14 protein-coding genes are annotated in these 17638 nt (G+C 72.6%); 5 read left to right on the top strand and 9 right to left on the bottom strand.

Going from position 1 to position 17638, the window contains the following annotated elements; translation table 11 throughout:
- Positions 1 to 6 precede the first annotated feature (6 nt).
- Positions 7 to 1680 carry a thiamine pyrophosphate-binding protein gene (locus tag ACNYS0_RS26070; RefSeq protein WP_422476881.1) on the top strand — a complete coding sequence of 558 codons (1674 nt, stop codon included), beginning with the start codon at positions 7 to 9 and terminating at the stop codon, positions 1678 to 1680.
- Between the two features lie 12 nt (positions 1681 to 1692).
- Here ACNYS0_RS26070 and ACNYS0_RS26075 read toward each other — a convergent pair whose 3' ends face one another.
- Positions 1693 to 2490 (bottom strand): endonuclease I family protein, encoded by a 798-nt coding sequence (locus ACNYS0_RS26075; RefSeq protein WP_422476882.1) that lies wholly within the window; start codon positions 2488 to 2490, stop codon positions 1693 to 1695.
- A 152-nt stretch (positions 2491 to 2642) separates the two neighbouring features.
- Positions 2643 to 4811, bottom strand: a complete 2169-nt coding sequence (locus ACNYS0_RS26080) for an ArnT family glycosyltransferase (protein ID WP_422476883.1) — start codon at positions 4809 to 4811, stop codon at positions 2643 to 2645.
- Positions 4812 to 5030: 219 nt separating this feature from the next.
- Here ACNYS0_RS26080 and ACNYS0_RS26085 point away from each other — a divergent pair, with 219 nt between their 5' ends.
- Entirely contained in the window at positions 5031 to 8759 is a 3729-nt protein-coding gene (locus ACNYS0_RS26085) for an ABC transporter ATP-binding protein (RefSeq protein ID WP_422476884.1), read from the top strand.
- Here the strand turns inward: ACNYS0_RS26085 and ACNYS0_RS26090 are convergent.
- Positions 8743 to 9222 (bottom strand): hypothetical protein, encoded by a 480-nt coding sequence (locus ACNYS0_RS26090; protein WP_422476885.1) that lies wholly within the window; start codon positions 9220 to 9222, stop codon positions 8743 to 8745. The genes ACNYS0_RS26085 and ACNYS0_RS26090 overlap by 17 nt on opposite strands.
- Before the next feature lie 158 nt (positions 9223 to 9380).
- Here ACNYS0_RS26090 and ACNYS0_RS26095 point away from each other — a divergent pair, with 158 nt between their 5' ends.
- The gene (locus tag ACNYS0_RS26095; RefSeq protein ID WP_422482781.1) at positions 9381 to 9749 is read left to right on the top strand and encodes a hypothetical protein; all 369 of its coding nucleotides are present in this window, start codon (positions 9381 to 9383) and stop codon (positions 9747 to 9749) included.
- Positions 9750 to 9768: 19 nt separating this feature from the next.
- Here the strand turns inward: ACNYS0_RS26095 and ACNYS0_RS26100 are convergent, their stop codons facing one another.
- The 3 genes from ACNYS0_RS26100 to ACNYS0_RS26110 all read right to left on the bottom strand — a co-directional run bounded on the left by ACNYS0_RS26100 (position 9769) and on the right by ACNYS0_RS26110 (position 13593).
- Positions 9769 to 10383, bottom strand: a complete 615-nt coding sequence (locus ACNYS0_RS26100) for a hypothetical protein (protein ID WP_422476886.1) — start codon at positions 10381 to 10383, stop codon at positions 9769 to 9771.
- Positions 10384 to 10510: 127 nt separating this feature from the next.
- On the bottom strand, positions 10511 to 12319 hold the full coding sequence (locus ACNYS0_RS26105; RefSeq protein ID WP_422482782.1) for a glycoside hydrolase family 3 protein: 1809 nt from the start codon (positions 12317 to 12319) through the stop codon (positions 10511 to 10513).
- A 350-nt stretch (positions 12320 to 12669) separates the two neighbouring features.
- Positions 12670 to 13593 (bottom strand): LysR family transcriptional regulator, encoded by a 924-nt coding sequence (locus ACNYS0_RS26110; RefSeq protein ID WP_422476887.1) that lies wholly within the window; start codon positions 13591 to 13593, stop codon positions 12670 to 12672.
- Between the two features lie 89 nt (positions 13594 to 13682).
- On the opposite strand from ACNYS0_RS26110, the gene ACNYS0_RS26115 reads away from it, so the two are divergent.
- Positions 13683 to 14669 carry an EamA family transporter gene (locus tag ACNYS0_RS26115; protein ID WP_422476888.1) on the top strand — a complete coding sequence of 329 codons (987 nt, stop codon included), beginning with the start codon at positions 13683 to 13685 and terminating at the stop codon, positions 14667 to 14669.
- A gap of 30 nt (positions 14670 to 14699) precedes the next feature.
- On the opposite strand, the gene ACNYS0_RS26120 is transcribed toward ACNYS0_RS26115, so the two are convergent.
- From ACNYS0_RS26120 to ACNYS0_RS26130, 3 genes are all read right to left on the bottom strand, one after another.
- A complete protein-coding gene (locus ACNYS0_RS26120; RefSeq protein WP_422476889.1) occupies positions 14700 to 15500 on the bottom strand; it encodes a sugar phosphate isomerase/epimerase family protein in 801 nt (266 codons plus the stop codon).
- Positions 15501 to 15517: 17 nt separating this feature from the next.
- On the bottom strand, positions 15518 to 16453 hold the full coding sequence (locus ACNYS0_RS26125; protein WP_422476890.1) for a bifunctional helix-turn-helix transcriptional regulator/GNAT family N-acetyltransferase: 936 nt from the start codon (positions 16451 to 16453) through the stop codon (positions 15518 to 15520).
- A gap of 107 nt (positions 16454 to 16560) precedes the next feature.
- Positions 16561 to 17193: a TetR/AcrR family transcriptional regulator gene (locus ACNYS0_RS26130; protein ID WP_422476891.1), complete on the bottom strand. Its 633-nt coding sequence runs from the start codon at positions 17191 to 17193 to the stop codon at positions 16561 to 16563.
- 87 nt (positions 17194 to 17280) lie between these two features.
- On the opposite strand from ACNYS0_RS26130, the gene ACNYS0_RS26135 reads away from it, so the two are divergent.
- Positions 17281 to 17625: an HGxxPAAW family protein gene (locus ACNYS0_RS26135; protein WP_422476892.1), complete on the top strand. Its 345-nt coding sequence runs from the start codon at positions 17281 to 17283 to the stop codon at positions 17623 to 17625.
- Positions 17626 to 17638 lie beyond the last annotated feature (13 nt).

The raw sequence follows: 17638 nt of genomic DNA on the forward strand, positions 1-17638 counted from the left end.
ACACCCGTGACGCACGACCACGACCTGGAGCTGACGCCCACCCCCGCGCAGATCGAGGCGGCGCTCAACCCGCCGGCCGGTCGCACCGGCGGCGATCTGGTCGTCGAGACCCTGCACGGGCTCGGCGCGTCCACCGTCTTCGGTCTTCCGGGACAGCACGCGCTCGGCATGTTCGACGCGCTGCGCCGGTCGTCGCTCAGGTACGTGGGGCTGCGCGTCGAGAACAACGCCGGATTCGCGGCGGACGCGTACGGCCGGGTCACGGGTGAGGTGGCGCCGCTGCTGCTGTCCACCGGGCCCGGTTCGCTGATGTCGCTGGCCGCGCTCCAGGAGGCGGCGGCCGCGTCCGCCCCGGTGCTCGCGATCGGCAGCCAGATCCCGGTCGCGGGGCTCGGCGGTGGCCGCCACGGCTACCTCCACGAACTCCGGGACCAGCAGGCCTCGTTCCGGGACGTGGTCAAGTCCGTCCACACCGTCCGTACGCAGTCCCAGATCCCGTCGGCGATCGCCGCGGCCTGGGAGTCGGCGCTGAGCGCCCCGCACGGCCCGGTCTGGGTGGAGATCCCGCAGGACGTGCTGCTCGCCGAGACGATCCTCCCGGTCGTCACGGCCGTGGACGCGACGCCGCACGACCTCGTCCCGCGCCCCGAACTCACGGCCGTTGCTGCCGACTTGCTCGCTCATGCCGAACGCCCGGCGATCATCGCGGGCGGCGGCGTCGTCCGCGCGGACGCGACGGGCAAGCTGCGCACGCTCGCGGAGAAGGTGAACGCCCCGGTCGTCTCCACCTTCGGCGGCAAGGGCGCCTTCCCCTGGGAGCACCCGCTCTCGCTCCAGTCCTGGATGGAGGACCGGCACACGACGGACTTCCTGGAGGACGCCGACGTCCTGCTCGTCGTCGGCTCGGGGCTCGGCGAACTCTCCTCGAACTACCACACGTTCGCGCCGCGCGGCCGGGTCGTCCAGATCGAGGCGGACGCCGGAAAGCTGGAGTCCAACCACCCGGCCCTCGGCATCCACGCGGACGCCCGCCTCGCGCTCCAGGCCCTCGTCGAAACGGTCGCCGAGCGCCCGGACGACGGGGCGCCCGCCCGCGTCGCCGCGGTCCTGAAGGCCGTACGAGAACGTATCGACGCGCAGGAACTCACCCTGGAGCAGCGGGTGTTGGCCTCCGTGCGCGAGGCGCTGCCTGCCGCGTCCCCGTCCTTCTGGGACATGACGATCCTCGCCTACTGGGCGTGGTCCGCATGGCCCGGCGTCATGCACTCGGCGCAGGGCGCGGGCGGCCTCGGCTACGGGTTCCCGGCGGCGCTGGGCGCGGCGGCGGCCGACCCGACGACCCCCGTCCTGGCGGTCTCCGGCGACGGCGGCGCCATGTACTCCATCGCCGAACTGGCCACGGCGAAGCAGTACGACCTGAACGTCACCTGGCTCATCGTCGACGACGGCGGCTACGGCATCCTGCGCGAGTACATGACCGACGCCTTCGGCGAGGCCACCGCGACGGAGCTGACCCGCCCCGACTTCGTGGCCCTCGCCGAGTCGTTCGGCGTCCCCGGGGTCCGTACGACCCCGGAGACGCTGAAGGACGACCTGTCCGAGGCGCTGTCAGCACCGGGCCCACGCGTGGTGGTCCTCCCGGCCCTGCTCAGGATGTTCGCGCCGACCCACTTGGGTTGAGGCCGGGCGCGCCTACCAGATCGAGCCGACCCACTCCGGGTGGTCGATGAACGGGTTTCGGTTGTGCTGGTAGGTGTCGAAGATGACGTCGTTGCGGTGCTGTTCGAAGGAGTCCGGCGGGTCCTCGTCGCTCCACTGCTTCAGGACGGAGAGCTTGCCGATGTTCGGCGCGCTGCCGTTGTCCACGGAGTCGTTGGGTTCGAGGTCGGCGAAGGAGTCGTCGCCCTCGTAGCGGACCGCCATGTAGAGGATCATCCGCGCGACGTCGCCCTTGACGGCGTCGCGCGGCTCGAACGAGTCGGAGTCGGTGAGGCTGCCGCCGCCGTTCGCGACCTCGCTGCCGCCGTTGTCGAAGTCCTTGTTGCCGCGGATCGAGTTGACCGTGACGTCCTCGGGGCGCAGATGGTGCAGGTCGGTGCCGGGGCCCGTCGCGGTGCCGAAGTCACCGTGCGACTTGGCCCAGACGTGCTCGCGGTTCCAGTCCCCGCTGTCGCCGCCGTTGGCGGACTTGGCGCGTGAGGTGCCGCTGTAGAGCAGGATCACGTTGGAGCTGTTGGCGGGGTCCTGGTCGGTGGTCTTCAGGGCGTCCCAGACCGCGTCGTAGGAGAGCTTCGTCTGGTCGCTGATGATCGTGTGCAGTGCGCTCTTGAGCTCGGCGCCTGTCTTGCCCTCGGCGTCCTTGTAGTACGTGTCGTCGTACGCGGCGGTGGCCACGGGGGCCGGGTTCGCCGTCGCCGCCGTGGGGAGGGCGAGGGCGGCCAGTACGGCCGCGGTCGTGAGGGCGAAGGTGCGTATGTGGATTCCGGGCATGTGGGGTGTCCGTCCGTTCTACGCGGGTTGAGTGGTGGAACGGAGCGTGACATGAACACGTATGGATTGGGTGAATGCCGGGCGTCGATCCTGTGACGACAAGGGCCCCTGATGGGGTGTCAGGGGCCCTCGTCGTGGGTTGAGTTGTCGGGTCAGTTCGCGTCGGAGGGGTCGAGGCGGTACAGCGACTGGGAGTCGGTCGAGTCGCTGGACTTCTTCTTGCTGTACTCGCTCGGCTTCACCGCCGTGCCGTGCTTCTTCACCCACGCGGTGACCGCGGAGCCGACGTCGTTGCCGCCGCCCATGGGGCCGCCCATGCCGCCCTCGCCGACCTGGATGTAGTGCAACTGGCCGCTCTTCACCAGCTTCTTGAGCTTGGCGACGGTCATGCCCTTGTCGGATCCCGTGAAGCCGTACATGGAGATGACGGGCTTCTTGGTGCTGAGGACGAGCTGGGCCGCGGACTGCGAATTCGACACCGCGAGCAGCCACTTGGCGCCGTCCTGGTGCTTCTCCAGGTACGAGATCAGGTCGCTGGAGACGTTGCCACCCATGCCACCCATTCCGCCCATGCCACCGGGGCCGCGGGTGGCTCCGCCGCGTTCGCCGGGCAGCTCGCCGCCGCCGGGGAAGCCGCCCTCGGGCGCCTGGCCGCCTCCGGGCATCTCGCCCCCACCCGGCATCGAGCCGCCGCCGGGCATCTCGCCGCCCTGGGGAGCGCCGCCCCGCTGGGAGCCCCCGCCCTGCCGCGAACCGCCCCCCGGCAGCTCGCCGCCACCCGGGAACCCGCCACGGCCGCCCCCGCCGGGACCGCCCATGCCGCCGCCCGTCATCGGCCCGGCCGTCGGGTTCGTGCCGCCCATGCCGCCGCCCGCTCCGGAGGAGAAGGGCTCCGCGAAGGAGTACGCCGCGGGGCCCGCCACCGACGCGACGACGGCAGCCGCCACGGCCACCGCGAACAGCCGCAGCCTGCGGCCCGTCGACGTACGCAGGACGAGCAGCCCCGCGATCGCGAGCGCCATGACGAGCGCGATCACCGGCCACAGCCAGCCGTTCCAGCCGGAGGCGCGGCGCAGCAGCACGACCGCCCAGATCCCGGTGACGCCGAGTGCCACGGGCAGCACCCACGCCCACCGCTTGTCGTCGCGGAACGCGCGCAGCAGCATCACGCCGCCGCCCCCGCACAGCGCCGCGATGCCCGGGGCGACCGCGGTCGTGTAGTACGGGTGCATGGTGCCCTCGGCCGTCGCGAACGTGACGTAGTGCAGCACCAGCCAGCCGCCCCACAGCACGAGCGCCGCGCGCGTGACGTCCGTGCGCGGGGCGCGGCCGCGCAGCACCAGACCGCCGACCAGGGCGATCGCCGCGAACGGGATCAGCCAGGAGATCTGCCCGCCGAGCGTGTCGTTGAAGAGCCGGCCGAGGCCCGCCGTGCCGGAGAAGCCGCCGCCCCCGCCCCCGCCGTTGCCCTCGCCGCCGAGGACCCGGCCGAGGCCGTTGTAGCCCAGGATCAGGTCCCAGGCGGTGCCGTCCGTCGAGCCGCCGATGTACGGGCGCTCGTCGGCCGGGACCAGCGAGACCGCCGTGGCCCACCAGAAGCTGGAGACCACGAGCACCACGGCCGCGAGCGCCAGGTCGCGCGCCTTCCTCGCCCAGCCCAGGTGGGATGCGTACACGTACACGGCGAAGACCGCCGGCAGCGCGATGTACCCCTGGAGCATCTTCGTGTTGAAGGCGAGGCCGAAGCACGCCGCCGAGGCGAGCAGCGGCAGCAGCCGTCCGTCGCGGGTGGCGCGCAGCGCGAGGGCTGCGCCGCCCACCATCAGCAGGACCAGGAGGGTGTCCGGGTTGTTGTCCCGGTTGATGGCGACGGTGATCGGGGTCAGCGCCAGGACCAGCGCGGCGATCGCGGCGGCGGCGTGGCCCCACACCCGCTTCACGGACGAGTGCAGGATCCAGATCGTGCCGAGCCCTGACGCGATCTGCGGCAGCATCATCTGCCACGTGCCGAAGCCGAGGATCCGGCAGGACAGGCCCATCGTCATGAGGGACAGGGGCGGCTTGTCGACGGTCAGGAAGCTGCCCGCGTCGATGGAGCCGAAGAACCAGGCCTTCCAGCTCTGCGTGCCGCTGTAGACGGCGGCGCTGTAGAAGCTGTTGAGGCCGGACGAGGACAGACTCCAGGCGTACAGCACCCCGGCGAGCACGAGGATCGCGAGCAGCGCCGGAAGGGACCAGCGGGGCGCGCGGTGCGCGGTCGCGGGGTCCGCCGGGGGCGGTGGCGCGGGAGCGGGGGAGAGCGGTTCGGTCGCAGTGGTCACCACTGCACCGTGCACGGCCGTCGTGGGCGCACGCTGTGCCGAAGCTGGGCGGCACCTGTGGATCCCGGCCGGTGGCCCGTACCGCCCACGGAAAGCCCGCCCACGGAAACCCCGCCCACCAGCCCCGGATTGTTACGGCGGGATGAAATCCGCTCCCGGTCGCGTTGGCCCCTGCGGCAGCTCAAAGCGAGAGGTCAAGCGAGCGGGAGGCGGCACGGCGTGGCGGAACAACGGGGCTGGGCGAAACGGCTGGCCGGGTACGCGTGGCGCTACCCCAAGGACGTCGTCCTCGCGCTCGGGGCCTCGCTCGGCGGCATGGGCGTCATGGCGCTCGTCCCGCTGATCACGAAGGTGATCATCGACGACGTGATCGGGAACCACTCCCGTTCCATGGGCGTCTGGGCGGGCGCCCTCATCGGCGCGGCCGTGATCGTCTACGTCCTCGCGTTCGTCCGCCGCTACTACGGCGGCCGGCTCGCCCTCGACGTCCAGCACGATCTGCGCACCGAGATGTACGGCTCGATCACCCGGCTCGACGGCCGGCGTCAGGACGAGCTGTCGACCGGCCAGGTCGTCGGGCGCGCCACCAGCGACCTCCAGCTGATCCAGAGCCTGCTCTTCATGCTCCCGATGACCATCGGGAACGTCCTGCTGTTCCTCATCTCCCTGATGATCATGGCGTGGCTGTCGCCGCCGCTGACCCTGGTCGCGCTCGCCGTCGCCCCCGCCATCTGGTTCATCGCCAGGCGCAGCCGCTCCCGGCTGCACCCCGCCACCTGGTACGCGCAGGCGCAGGCCGCCGCCGTGGCCGGGGTCGTCGACGGGTCGGTGAGCGGCGTCCGCGTCGTCAAGGGCTTCGGGCAGGAGGAGCAGGAGACCGGGAAGCTCAGGACGGTCGGCCGCAGGCTCTTCGCGGGACGGCTTCGCACCGTCCGGCTGAACTCCAAGTTCACCCCCGCCCTCCAGGCCGTGCCCGCACTCGGGCAGGTCGCCATGCTGGCCCTCGGCGGCTGGCTCGCGGTGCGCGGGCAGGTCACGCTCGGCACCTTCGTCGCGTTCTCCTCGTACCTCGCCCAGCTTGTGGGGCCGGTGCGGATGCTCGCCGTCGTCCTCACCGTCGGGCAGCAGGCCCGCGCCGGTGTCGAGCGCGTCCTCGAACTCATCGACACCGAGCCGAGCCTCGTCGACGGAACCCTGGAACTGCCCGCGGACGCCCCCGCGACCGTCGAGTTCGACGACGTGTCCTTCACGTACTCGGACGCCGAGCACCCCGTCCTCGACGGCCTCTCCTTCGAGATCCGGGCCGGTGAGACCCTTGCGGTCGTCGGCTCCTCCGGCTCTGGCAAGTCCACCGTCTCGCTGCTGCTCCCGCGCTTCTACGACGCCACGCACGGCGCCGTCCTCGTCGGCGGCCACGACGTGCGCGAGCTGACGACGGCGTCCCTGCGCTCCGCGATCGGGCTCGTCCCCGAGGACTCCTTCCTGTTCTCCGACTCCGTGGGCGCCAACATCGCGTACGGGTTCCCGGAGGCGACACAGGAGCAGATCGAGACGGCCGCGCGCGCCGCGCAGGCCCACGGGTTCATCAGCGCGCTGCCCGAGGGCTACGACACCAAGGTCGGCGAGCACGGCCTCACCCTCTCCGGCGGCCAGCGCCAGCGCGTCGCCCTCGCCCGCGCCATCCTCACCGACCCCCGCCTCCTCGTCCTCGACGACGCGACGTCCGCCGTGGACGCCCGCGTCGAGCACGAGATCCACGAGGCGCTCGCCCACGTGATGGCGGGCCGCACCACGCTGCTCATCGCGCACCGCCGCTCCACCCTCGGCCTCGCCGACCGGATCGCCGTGCTCGACGGCGGGGCGCTCGCCGCGATCGGCACGCACGAGGAGCTGGAGGCCTCCTCGCCGCTCTACCGGCGGCTGCTCACCGACCCCGACGAGCTGGGCGGGGTCTCGCCGGGACACACCGCCTCCGCCGCCGGGGAGCCGGTGGAGGACACCTCCGTACGCGAGGAGCTCGACGCCGAGTTCGACGCCGAGCGGGGCGTCACCCCCAGGCTGTGGACGGGAGACCGCGAGCCGCGGGACGCCGCGCTCGCCGGGACCCCCGCGACACCGGAACTCCTCGCGCAGGTCGACGCGCTGCCGCCGGCCACCGACACCCCCGACATCGACGAGGCGCGCGCCGTCACGCCCGAGGAGTCGTACGGGCTGCGCCGCCTCCTTCGCGGCTTCGGGGCGCCGCTGCTGATCAGCCTCGCGCTGGTCGCCGTCGACGCGGGCATGGGCCTGCTGCTGCCGATCCTGATCCGGCACGGCATCGACGAGGGCGTCTCGCAGCTCGCGATCGGCGCGGTGTGGGCGGCGTCCGCCCTCGCGCTCGCCGCCGTGCTCGCGCAGTGGGCCGCGCAGTTCGGCGAGACGCGGATGACGGGACGCACCGGCGAGCGGGTCCTGTACTCGCTCCGCCTGAAGATCTTCTCCCAGCTCCAGCGGCTCGGGCTCGACTACTACGAGCGGGAGCTGACGGGTCGCATCATGACCCGGATGACGACGGACGTGGACGCCCTGTCGACGTTCCTCCAGACCGGGCTCGTCACCGCGTTCGTCTCGCTCGTCACGTTCTTCGGCATCATGGTCGCCCTGCTGGTGATCGACGTACAGCTCGCGCTCGTCGTCTTCGCGACGCTGCCGCCGCTGATCATCGGGACGTTCTTCTTCCGCCGCTCCAGCGTCAAGGCGTACGAGCTGGCCCGCGAGCGGATCTCCGTCGTGAACGCCGACCTTCAGGAGACGGTGGCCGGACTGCGGATCGTGCAGGCGTTCCGGCGTGAGAAGGACGGCGGCGCGAAGTTCGCGGCGGGCAGCGCCAGTTACCGCAAGGCGCGCATCCGCGGCCAGTGGCTGATCTCCGTGTACTTCCCGTTCGTGCAGCTCCTGTCGGCGGTGGCCACGGCGTCCGTCCTCGCGGTGGGCGCGAACCGGGTCGACGCGGGCACCCTGACGACGGGCGCGCTGGTCGCGTATCTCCTCTACATCGACCTGTTCTTCGCGCCCGTGCAGCAGCTGTCCCAGGTCTTCGACGGGTACCAGCAGGCCACCGTCTCGCTCGGCCGCATCCAGGAACTGCTCCGCGAGCCGACGTCGACGAAGAACGCCGAGCGGCCCCGCGAGGTGCCGGCGCTGCGCGGCGAGATCGCCTTCGAGGACGTGGACTTCGCGTACGGGTCCGCCGACCAGCCGGAAGTCGCCCTGAGCGGCGTGGACCTGCGCATCCCCGCCGGGCAGACCGTCGCGTTCGTCGGCGAGACCGGCGCGGGCAAGTCGACGCTGGTCAAGCTCGTCGCCCGGTTCTACGACCCGACGGCGGGCCGGGTCACCGCCGACGGCATCGACCTGCGCGAGCTCGACCTCACCGCGTACCGGCACCGCCTCGGCGTCGTCCCGCAGGAGGCGTACCTGTTCCCCGGCACGGTCCGCGACGCCATCGCCTACGGCCGCCCGGGCGCGAGCGACGCCGAGGTGGAGGCGGCGGCGCGCGCGGTCGGCGCGCACGAGATGATCGCGACGCTCGACGGCGGCTACCTCCACGAGGTCGCCGAGCGCGGCCGCAACCTCTCGGCGGGACAGCGGCAGTTGATCGCCCTGGCCCGCGCCGAACTCGTCGACCCGGACATCCTCCTGCTCGACGAGGCGACCGCCGCCCTCGACCTCGCCACCGAGGCCCAGGTCAACCAGGCCACGGACCGCATCTCCGGCAAGCGCACCACCCTGGTCGTCGCCCACCGCCTGACGACGGCGGCCCGCGCGGACCGGGTGATCGTGATGGACCACGGTCGCGTCGCGGAGGACGGGACACACGACGAGCTGCTTCAGCTCGACGGGAAGTACGCCGCGTTGTGGCGGACGTTCCTCGGAGAGCCGGTGGAGGTCAGCTCTTCGACGTGATGTCGGAGATCTTCTTCGTCCCCAGGTCCGACTGGACCGTCAGGTAGGTGTACGAGACGTGCTTCCCGGTGCCCCAGGTCAGACGCACCGTGGAGTACGTCCTGCCCATGCCGCTGTCGCCGGCCGTCACCTTCCAGGCGCTCGGCACGTTCTGCGCGCGCAGCACCCCGTCGGCGTCGTGCCGCTTCTCCCAGTTCGCGAGCCGGGAGCGCAGGTCGGAGGTCAGGTAGAACTGCCGCAGCTGCCCGGCCAGCGCGTTGTCGCCCGGATCGTTCGCGACGTCGATGTACGCGCCGTAGAAGTGCGCGACGCGGTCGTAGACGGCGCCCGGGTCGCCGCTGCGGGAGGGGGCGCCGGAGGGGTTGCCGTCGGTGCGGGGCGCGGCGGCGCTGGGGACCGCGAGGGCGGCGGTGAGCAGTCCCGCCGCGAGGACGTAGCGTGCGGTGCGGTGCATGGATGTCATGACGGACCCGCCTTTCGGGCCGGGTCGGCGCGCAACCGCCCGGCCGGTCTGTCGCGTCAGTTCAACAGTACGCTGGTGCTGAAGTGACGGGAGGGGCTGCGGTGCGCGGACGAGGGCTCGGTGAGGCCGACATACGCACGCCGCGCGGGCCACGTCGGATGCTCGCGCCGGCCCTGTCCGTCCTGGCCGTCGCAGCCCTGCTGGTCATCGGCGGCCCCACCGTCACCGGCGCCCAGGCCGCCTCGCCGTGCGGCGGCCACAAGGCCCGCACCCTGAACTTCGCGACGGGCCGCACGGTCCTCTACAAGAACAACGGCTACGTCTGCGCCGTCACCTACGCCAAGCGGACGGGCGCCCGCCGCACCATGTCCGTGAGCGTCCAGGCCCGCGGCAACCGGGCCGTCGTCGACAAGGGCCGCTACACCCGGCACGCGGGCCCCGTCACCGTGCACGCGGGACACCGCTGCGTCCGGGTGAAGGGCTCCGTGGGCACGAAGTCGGTGCGCACCGGCTGGATCCTGTGCTGAGCGGGGGCCCGCGCGAACCTCACACCGTGACCGCGCACCCCACCGGTCTGCTGCCGCCGAGCGTCACGTAGAGCGAGGTCGACGGCGGGCACGCCGAGCGGGAGAGCACCGCCGTGACCACCCGGTAGCGCGGGGCGCGCCCGCCCGTCGCGGCGCAGGCCGTCTCCCGCACCCGGCCCTTGCCCGCCTCCGTGAGGCAGTCGCCGACGATCGTGCGGGGGCCGCCACCGCCGCCCGGGTCGCCGGGGTGCGGGGGATCCAGATTGCGCATGCAGGCATAGCCGCGGGCCACGGACCCGTCGCCGTTCTCGTCGGCCGCGGGCCGGTTCTCGCTGATGTGCAGCACGAAGTCGGTGCGGGCCGGGCAGGCGGGACCCTCCGACGTCTCCCCGTCGTGCCGGGCGAGGACCCGGGCCACCGCCCGCTCGCTGCGGCACGGCACCTCGTTGAACGACGCCCGCCCGCGCGAACTGCACTCGCCGACCGCGAGGAACACCGCCCCGTACCCGGCGGAGGACGCGCGCGAGGACGGGCCTTCGTCGGAGGATCCCGGCGAGCCCTGGCATCCGGCGAGCGCGAGCACGAGTGCCAGCAGCGGCACCGCGCACACCGCACCGACCGACCGCCCGAGCATGGCAGAACCCCCCGATATCCCGACCAGCGTGGCCCGTGGCGGCGGGCGCACGCCAGGTGTGCGGGGGGCTTTGCGCCAGTTGGCGGTGGCGTGCGCCGATCACGGCGTACGCCCCCCTACGGACGGGTCAGTACGACAGCCCGTAGCCGATCGGGTAGAGGACCTGCGCGGGATCGTCGGCCCGCTGCACCGGCACCGGCAGCTTCCCGCGCGGCTCCGCCTTCCCGGCCAGCACCCGCACGGCCGCCCGCAGTTCGACGTCGATCCACGAGTACGCCGCCAGATGCGCGTCGGCGGCCGACAGCTGGGCGACGTCGTACGGGTTGCGCATGGACAGCGTCACGACCGGCACCCCGCTCGCGGCCACCGCGTTCACAAGCGACTGCTGCGCGCTGCCCGCGGCGACGTTGTACGTCCCGATGACCACAGCGTCCTTCCCCTCCGCCGCCGCCACGGCCTGCGCGATCGTCGCCTGGCCGGGCGCCGTGCCGGTCGGGAGGACCGTGGCGGTGAAGCCGAGTTCGGTGAGCGCCGCGCCGATCACGGTGGTCGGCGGGCCGTCGCTGAGGGACGGCGAGGCCGGGTTGGCGCCGAGCACGAGGACGCGTCCGTGCGTGCGGCGGGACAGCGGCAGCAGCCCCTTCTTGTTGACCAGGAGCGTCGTCGTGCGCTCGGCGATCCGGTCGGCCGTGGCGAGGTGCGCGGGCGTGCCGACGGTGCGGTCGACGCCGGAGTGCGAGACGTACGGGTCCTTGAGGAGCCCCAGCTTCGACTTCAGGCGCAGGACGCGCAGGATCGACTCGTCGAGCCGCGCCTCGGTCAGCTCACCGCCGCGCACGGCTTCGAGCACCGCGTTCCACGAGACCGACAGGTCCGGCGGGTTGAGCAGCTGGTCGACGCCCGCCTTCAGCGCGAGCACCGGTACCCGCTCGTCGCCGTACTTGATGCGTACGCCCTCCATGCCGAGCGAGTCGGTCACCACGACGCCGTCGTAGCCGAGCTGTTCGCGCAGGATGCCGGTGAGGATGGGGCGGGAGAGCGTCGCCGGGTCCTCGGACGGGTCGAGCGCGGGGACGACGATGTGGGCCGTCATGATCGAGTCGATGCCCGCCGCGATCGCCGCCTTGAACGGCGGTGCGTCCAGCTGTTCCCACTGCTCATGGGTGTGGGAGATGTACGGGATCCCGGTGTGGCTGTCCGTCGCGGTGTCGCCGTGCCCGGGGAAGTGCTTGGCGGTCGAGGCGATGTGCGAGGACTGGTAGCCCTTGACCTCCGCCGCCACGAGCCCGGCGACCGCGTTCGGGTCCGCGCCGAAGGAGCGCACGCCGATGACGGGGTTGGCCGGGTTGACGTTGACGTCGGCGTCGGGCGCGTAGTCCTGCCGGATGCCGATGGCGCGCAGCTCGGCGCCCGCTATCTGCCCGGCCCGGCGGGCATCGTCCCGCGAACCTCCCGCCCCGAACGCCATCGCGCCGGGGAAGAGGGTGGCGGGCTTGCCGACCCGGGCGACGATGCCGTGCTCCTGGTCGGTGGAGATCAACAGCGGTATGCGGGAGGGCTGTTGGAGACCCGCCTTCTGGATGCCATTGCTGAGGTCGGCTATCTGGTGCGGATCGCGGACGTTGTGCGCCCACGCGAAGTAGATGATGCCGCCGAGCTTGTACTTCTCGATGAGTTCGGCGGCGGTGCGGACGCCGAGCTCCTTGAGGTTGGCGTCGATGTCGGCCTGGTCGGGGTCGGTGGCCGAGTGGCCGTAGACCCGCATGACGAACAGCTGGCCGACCTTCTCCTCCAGGGACATCTTGGAGATGATCTTCTTGAGGGCCTGGTCGGACGCGGCGGCGCCCGCGGCCCGTGCGGCGGGGGCGGTGAGGCCGACCGCCGCGGCGCCGACGGTGGCGGCGGCGAGCACGGTACGTCTGGACAGTGGCACGATCGCTCCTTCCGGAGGAGGCGCGGACCCTGAAAAAAACTTCCGCGCGCAACGAGTATCCGGAAAATTTCTGCCGGTCAAGGGCCCGCGCAGGTAAGGGAGTTGGCGGGTTACCGCATAGGAGGAAGGGGCCGCCACCGGCACTTTGGAGGGGGCGCACCGGTGACGGCGACGCTGCCGGCCGCAGGCGGCGGAGAGGGTTTGTCAGCGTTCGCAGCCAGCAGCGATGCCGACACCGCACTGCGGTGACTCTCCGGCAGCGTGTCCTTCTGACGGAAGCATGCTGGCACGGGTTCCCGGAATTCGTGGATTTCGTGAAATAGGTGCGCAGGTGGTGAACGAGGCGGCCGTGGTCAGGGCCGGTCCGCCGCCCGCACCAGGCAGGTGTCCCCCTGGGCGCGCAGCGCCTCGACGACCGCCCGCACCGCGGGACGGCGCGACGTCCCGTCGCGCCACAGCGCGTACAGCCGCCGCCGCGGCACCGGATCCAGCCGCACCGCCACCACCCCTTCGGGCAGCGGGCCACGGCCGAGCCGGGGGAGCACCGCGATACCGAGGCCCGCCGCCACGAGAGCGGCGAGCGTCGGATTCTCCTCGGCCTGATGCACGATCAGCGGCTCGAAGCCCGCGGAACGCATCGTCCGCAGCAGCCAGTCGTGGCACACCCGGCCCGGCGGCTGCGACACCCACCGCTCGCCCCCGAGCTCCTCGCGCCGCACCGACGCCCGCCCCGCCAGCGGATGCCCCGCGGGTACGACGAGATCGCACAAGTCGTCCCCGATGACGGCCTGTTCGACCCCGGCGGGAGCCGGCAGCGGCGCGATGTCCCAGTCGTGCGCGACCACGAGGTCGACGGCGCCCTTCGCCACGAGGTCCACGGACAGATGCGGGTCCACCTCGCGGAGCCGGGTGTCGAGCGCGGGATGCCGGGAGGCCAGCTCGGCGAGCGCGCCGGGCAGCAGGCCTCGCGCGGCCGAGGCGAACGCGGCGATCGTCAGGCGCCCCGCCGGTACCCCGCGCCGCTCTTCGAGGCCGGTCTCGGCGCGCTCCATGATGGCCATCAACTCGCGCGCGGTCTCGGCCAGTTCAAGCGCCTCGTCCGTGAGCCGGACGCCCCGCCCCTCCCGTTCGAGCAGCACCGTACGGGTCTCCCGCTCCAGCTTCGCGATCTGCTGCGAGACGGCGGACGGCGTGTAGCCGAGCGCGGTCGCGGCGGCGCCCACGGTGCCGTGCACGGAGACGGCGTGCAGGGCGCGCAGCCGCTGCAGATCCAACATGCCCTCGCTCTTTTCGTTAGCAGGTCTTCATCCCACCATGCAGTAATCATCGCTGGTGCTAAAGGGTCGCGGGCGGTGATCCTCGACGCATGAAACCCGCGCACACCGCCCTCGCCGTCCTCGTGGCGGCTCTCTGGGGCGTCAACTTCGTCGTCATCGACATCGGCCTCGCCCACTTCCCGCCGCTGCTCTTCTGCGCCCTGCGCTTCCTGCTCGCGGCGCTGCCCGCGATCTTCTTCGTGGGGCGGCCGCGGGTGGCGTGGCGCTGGGTCGTGGGGGTGGGACTCGCGCTCGGCGTGGGCAAGTTCGGGCTGCTCTTCGTCGGCATGAACGCGGGGATGCCCGCGGGTCTGTCCTCCCTCGTCCTCCAGGTCCAGGCCGTCTTCACGGCGGTCTTCGCCTTCGCTTTCCTGCGCGAACGCCCCGGCCCCGTACGGGTGGTGGGCATGGCGGTGGCGCTCGCGGGCATCGCGGTGGCGGCGGTCGACGAGGGCGGCTCGGGGCCGCTCGGCGCGTTCGCGCTGGTCCTGGTCGCGGCGGCCTTCTGGGGCGTGTCGAACGTACTGACCCGCAAGGCGTCGCCCGAGGCCCCGTTCGCGTTCATGGTCTGGTCGAGCGCGGTACCGGTACTGCCGCTCCTCGCGCTGTCGCTGCTGTTCGAGGGGCCGCGGCGCGACGTGTCGGCGCTGAGGTCCCTCGACCTCCCCGGGGCGGGGGCGATCCTCTACGTGGCGCTGGTGACGACGTTGTTCGGGTTCAGCGCGTGGAGCCGACTGCTCCACCGCTACCCCGCGTCCGCGGTGGCCCCGTACTCCCTGCTGGTCCCCGTCTTCGGCATGTCGTCGGCGGCGGTCTTCCTGGGGGAGCCGGTGACCCCGCTCCAGTGGTGTGCGGGGGCGTTGTTGGTGGGCGGCGTGGCCCTGACGTCACGGGGCTCCGCTCCGAACCCCGCTGCTCGATCGCCGCAGGGGCTCAAATATGCCCACCCACCGCAGGGCTCGACGGAAATCGAGCAGCCACATCAAGCCCCGCCGGCGATTGAGGCGCGGGGTCCGGGGCGGAGCCCCGTGACGTAGGGGGACGGTGGGCGCAACGAAACGACCGGCCTAGGCCGACTCGTTCAGGAGGCGCGCGACGTGCTCCCGGCCCCCGCCAAGAAGCCCCGGCAGCGGCGCCGCCGCCGGATACCACCGCGCCTCGTACTCCCAGCACAACCACCCGTCCCACCCCTCCCGGCTCAGCACCTCCACGCACTCGGCCAACGGAAGCACCCCGTCCCCGAGCGGCAGCGGCACCGTGTCGGAGGGCCCCGCGATGTCCTTGACCTGCACATACCCGAGGTAGGGGGAGAGCGCCGCGTACGAGGACGCCGGCTGCTCGCCGCCGAGCCAGGTGTGCATCACGTCCCACAGCGCGCCCACGTTCCGGTGCCCGACGATCCCGAGGATGCGGGACGCGGCCGCCCCGGTCCGATGCGAGTCGTGCGTCTCGAGGAGCACCCGCACCCCGCGGTCGGCCGCGTACTCGGCGGCGACGCCCAGGCGCCGCGCGGCGGTGGCGTCGGCCTCCTCAGGGCCCTGCTCGTCGCCCCCGCCGGGGAAGACCCGTACGTAGGGAGCGCCGAGGTCGCGGGCGAGGTCCACCAGGGCCCGCACCTCGTCGAGCACGGGACCGTCCTCGCCGGGCGCCGCCACGCGCGCGTACCCGGCCACGCCCAGGACCTCCACCCCGGCCTTCTTGAACCGGGCGGCGACGTCCGCCCGTTGCTCCCGGTCGATGCCCGGATGCACCGGCTCCTCGGGGTGGGCGCGCAGTTCCACGCCGTGATACCCGTGCGCGGTGGCGAGCGCGAGCACGTCGTCGAGAGGGAGACCGGGGACACCGAGAGTGGAGAACGCCAGCTTCATGGGGCGGACCCTACCCTTCAGTCCGCCGTCCTATGGAGGGCCATTTTCCAGTCCTGGCCGATCAGGTCCGCGCCGAAGGAGCGGTGCGGTTTCTCGCCGACGAGGACGAATCCGTGCCGCTGGTAGATCGAACGGGCCGACTTCAACACGTCGTTCGTCCACAGCACCATCTCCCGGTACCCGACCCCGCGCGCGAAATCGATGCACGCCCGCACGAGACGGTCCCCGATCCCGAGGCCGCGCGCCTCCGGCTCCACCAGGAGCAGCCGCAGCCGCGCCGTGCCCGGGGCCTCGTCGCGTACGCACATCACGCAGCCCACCGGGCGGCCGTCCAGCTCCGCGATCCACACCCGCTCCAGGTGCGGATCGTGGTCCTGCGCGAAATCGGCGACGATGCGGGCGACCAGGCCCTCGTAGTCCGTGTTCCAGCCGAACTCGGCGGCGTACAGCGCCGCGTTGCGCGCCACGATCCAGCCCAGGTCCCCGGGTCCGGGATCGCGCAGCAGGACGTTCTCGGGGTGCGGGGCCGCGCGGCCGTCGCCGAGGACCTCGCGCACCGTGCGCAGCGCCTCGGAGAGGCGCTCGCGGTCGGCGGCGGGGACGGTGCCGAGGAGCGCGCCGACGGTTTCCCGCGAGCGCTCCTCCAGCAGTTCGGAGGTGGTGCGGCCGCGCGCGGTGAGGGTGATGCGGCGGCGCCGCGAGTCCCGCTCGGAGGAGCCGCGCTCGACGAGCCCGTCCCGCTCGAACTTGTTGAGAATGCGGCTCAAGTACCCGGCGTCCAGGCTCAGTCGGACCCGCAGGTCGGCCGCGTCGACCTTCTCCGTGTGCGCCAGCTCGTACAGCACGCGGGACTCGGTGAGGGTGTACGGGGCGTACAGGTGGCGGCTGTAGTCGAGCGCGCCGATGACGTTCGTGTAGAAGCGGTTGAAGGACCGGATGTCGTGCACGGTCATGGGTGACCTCGCTGCTCGGACAGTTGACTCAGTCAGAGGTTCGGGGTGCTGCCCACAGTACGCCGGGGGGTGCGGGCGCGTCCACGAGATGCGCCCGCACCCCGTTGTCAGTCCCGGTCCCCCGGCCAGGCCGCCAGGGCGAACTCGGCCACCTGTGCCAGCTCCCGCGCGTCGGCGCCGTCCCGCGCGCGCTGCGACAGGCCCTGCACCACGGCGGCGAAGTACGAGGCGAGCGCGGCCGTGTCCGTGTCCTTCGGCAGCTCGCCCGCCGCCCGCCCCTGGCGCAGCCGCGCGTCGAAGGAGGCGACCCCGGCGTTGCGGACGTCGCGCAGGAACGCGGCGACCTCCGCGTCCTGCTCCGTCACGTTGGTCGCGGCGCTGTTGGCCAGGCAGCCCGCCGGGTGCGAGGGGTCCGCGTAGACGTGGGCGGCCTCGCGCAGGATGCGGGCGAACGCCGCGTACGCCGTCGCCTCCTCGGCGAGGGCCACGCCGACGAAGGCGCCGACGGGGGACCGGCCGTAGACCTCGACGGCCTCCTTGAACAGCGACTTCTTGTCGCCGAACGCGGCATAGAGGCTGGCCGGGCGGATGCCCATGGCCGTGGTCAGCTCGCCCACGGAGGTCGCCTCGTAGCCCCGCTCCCAGAACAGCCGGACGGCCACGGCCAGCGCCGCGTCGCGGTCGAACGTGCGCGGTCGTCCGCGCGGCCGGGTCTTTCCCTCAGTCGTGCCGCCAGTCATGCCGCCACTGTACCGACTCTTCTTGAGCGAGCACTCAAGAAGAGTGCTACGGTCGGCTCGGCTTGTTCTTGAGTCATCGCTCAACAAATGACGGCGATCAGGGAACTGGGGGCACGGCACATGGTGGCTACGGACGAAGGACACACCCTCGCGGGCTGGACCGGCTGCGCGCTCGCCGCGGCCGGGGCCGCGGTCACGGGCGTGGGAATCATCGGCTGGCGGCCCGGCCTCTGGCTCGGCGCCGCCGTCCTCGCCCTGGCCGCGCTGCTCGCCTGGGCCCTGCATCTCGCGGGCTGGGGGAAGCCGCCGGGGCCGCGGCCGGCGGGCCAACACCCCGTCGGCGTGCGGGACATGACCGCCCGCGAAGGCCATGCGAACTGTGCCGGGTGCCGGCTCGCCGGGCGTCGGCCGCGCGCGGCCGACGCCCGGTAGCGGCGGCTGCGCG

This window comes from Streptomyces anthophorae (assembly GCF_049310305.1).
Lineage (GTDB): Bacteria > Actinomycetota > Actinomycetes > Streptomycetales > Streptomycetaceae > Streptomyces.

Excerpts from the sequence above, each read along its gene's own strand:
- ACNYS0_RS26075 (WP_422476882.1), bottom strand. The coding sequence starts at position 2,490 with ATGCCCGGAATCCACATACGCACCTTCGCCCTCACGACCGCGGCCGTA.
- ACNYS0_RS26110 (WP_422476887.1), bottom strand. The coding sequence starts at position 13,593 with ATGTTGGATCTGCAGCGGCTGCGCGCCCTGCACGCCGTCTCCGTGCAC.
- ACNYS0_RS26100 (WP_422476886.1), bottom strand. The coding sequence starts at position 10,383 with ATGCTCGGGCGGTCGGTCGGTGCGGTGTGCGCGGTGCCGCTGCTGGCA.
- ACNYS0_RS26130 (WP_422476891.1), bottom strand. The coding sequence starts at position 17,193 with ATGACTGGCGGCACGACTGAGGGAAAGACCCGGCCGCGCGGACGACCG.
- ACNYS0_RS26135 (WP_422476892.1), top strand. The coding sequence starts at position 17,281 with ATGACGGCGATCAGGGAACTGGGGGCACGGCACATGGTGGCTACGGAC.
- ACNYS0_RS26125 (WP_422476890.1), bottom strand. The coding sequence starts at position 16,453 with ATGACCGTGCACGACATCCGGTCCTTCAACCGCTTCTACACGAACGTC.
- ACNYS0_RS26090 (WP_422476885.1), bottom strand. The coding sequence starts at position 9,222 with ATGACATCCATGCACCGCACCGCACGCTACGTCCTCGCGGCGGGACTG.
- ACNYS0_RS26115 (WP_422476888.1), top strand. The coding sequence starts at position 13,683 with ATGAAACCCGCGCACACCGCCCTCGCCGTCCTCGTGGCGGCTCTCTGG.
- ACNYS0_RS26120 (WP_422476889.1), bottom strand. The coding sequence starts at position 15,500 with ATGAAGCTGGCGTTCTCCACTCTCGGTGTCCCCGGTCTCCCTCTCGAC.
- ACNYS0_RS26095 (WP_422482781.1), top strand. The coding sequence starts at position 9,381 with ATGCTCGCGCCGGCCCTGTCCGTCCTGGCCGTCGCAGCCCTGCTGGTC.